This is a genomic window from Duganella vulcania (genome assembly GCF_009857655.1).
In the GTDB taxonomy this organism is placed as follows: domain Bacteria; phylum Pseudomonadota; class Gammaproteobacteria; order Burkholderiales; family Burkholderiaceae_D; genus Rugamonas; species Rugamonas vulcania.
Window position 1 is genome coordinate 1 of sequence record NZ_WWCX01000242.1, and the last position, 1,463, is coordinate 1,463.

1 pseudogene is annotated in these 1,463 nt (G+C 73.9%); it reads left to right on the forward strand.

The window, feature by feature from the left end:
- Positions 1 to 1,463: pseudogene (locus GTP90_RS35690) on the forward strand (hypothetical protein); the annotation flags it as partial.

Sequence of the window (1,463 nt, forward strand, 5' to 3'; positions counted from 1 at the left end):
GCGCAGCTCGCCAAGCTGAATCCGGCCGCGGCCGGCGGGCTGTCGGCCGCCCGTCTGGCGGAGCTGTCGCCCGCCGCGCTGGCGGCCCTGCCGGCGGCGATGTTCGGCGTGTTGAACTCGGCGCAGTTCGCCGCGCTGGGCGGCGCCGAGCACCAGATCGGTTCCCTCAGCACGGCGCAAATCGCCCAGCTGAAACCCGCCGCGCTGGCCGGCATGTCGGTCGAGCAGGCCATCGCGCTGACCACCGCGCAGGCGGCCACTTTAAGCGGCGCGCAAATGGCGGCGCTGTCGCTGGCCGCGGTGGCGGCGCTGGAGTCGCAGGACTTCGCGGCGCTGAGCGCGGCCGCCATCTACGGCCTGAGCACCGCCCAGCTGGCGGTGCTGGGCAGCGAGCAGATCCTCGGCCTGACCACGGTCCAGGCGTCCGGCCTGGGCAGCCAGCACATCGCCGCGCTGTCGGCCGAGGTGCTGGCCCAGATGCACACGGCGGAGATCGCCGCGCTGCGCATCGGTGCCATCCCCGGCCTGCGCACCGACCAGCTGCAAGCGATGAGCAGCGACCAGATCAACGCCTTCACCGGCGCCCAGGCGTCCATGCTGAGCAGCGCGCAGTTCGCCGCGCTGTCGGCCGAGGTGGTGGCCAACCTGCAGCTGAGCGACCTGGCGGCGCTGAACAGCTCGGTGATCGCCGGCCTGTCGCCGGCCAACCTGGCGGCCCTGACCAGCCGCCAGATCGGCGCACTGGCCGGGCGCCAGGTGGCGGCGCTGACCACCGCCGCGCTGGCCGGCCTGACGCTGGAACAATTCGCCGGCCTGTCGGTCACGCAGTTCGGCGTGCTGAGCTCGCGCCAATACCAGGCGTTGCGGCAGGACGAGGTGGCGGCCATCGACACCGCCCACCTGGCGGCGCTGTCGTCGCAGGTGATCGCCAGCCTGAACACGGCGCAGCTGGCGGCGTGGTCAACCACGCAGGTGGGCGCGCTGAGCGCGGCGCAGGCGGCCGCCCTGGTGGCGTCCCAGCTGCGCGGCCTGGGCAGCGACGGCCTGGCGGCCTTGACCACGGCGGCGGTCGGCGCCTTGAACACCGCCGTGATCGCGCAGTTGGTGCCGGAGCAGTTGCACGCGTTCGGCACGGCGCAGATCGCCTCGCTGTCGGTGCGCCAGATCGCGGCGCTGCCGACCGCGCACCTGGCCGGCGTCGACCTGCTGACCACCGATCAGATGGTGGCGCTGACGTCCAGCCAGGTGGGTGCGCTGAGCAAGCCGCTGCTGGCGGCGCTGGGGTCGGACGACCTGGCGGCGATCGAGACGCGCGACCTGCTGGCGCTGGGCAGCGCGCAGCTGGCGGTGCTGTCGACCGCGCAGATCGGCGCGCTGACGACGGCGCAGGCGGTAGCGTTCACGACCGCGCAGACGGCGGGCCTGAGCACGGCGCAGCTGGCCGCGCTGGCGGCGGCCAAGCT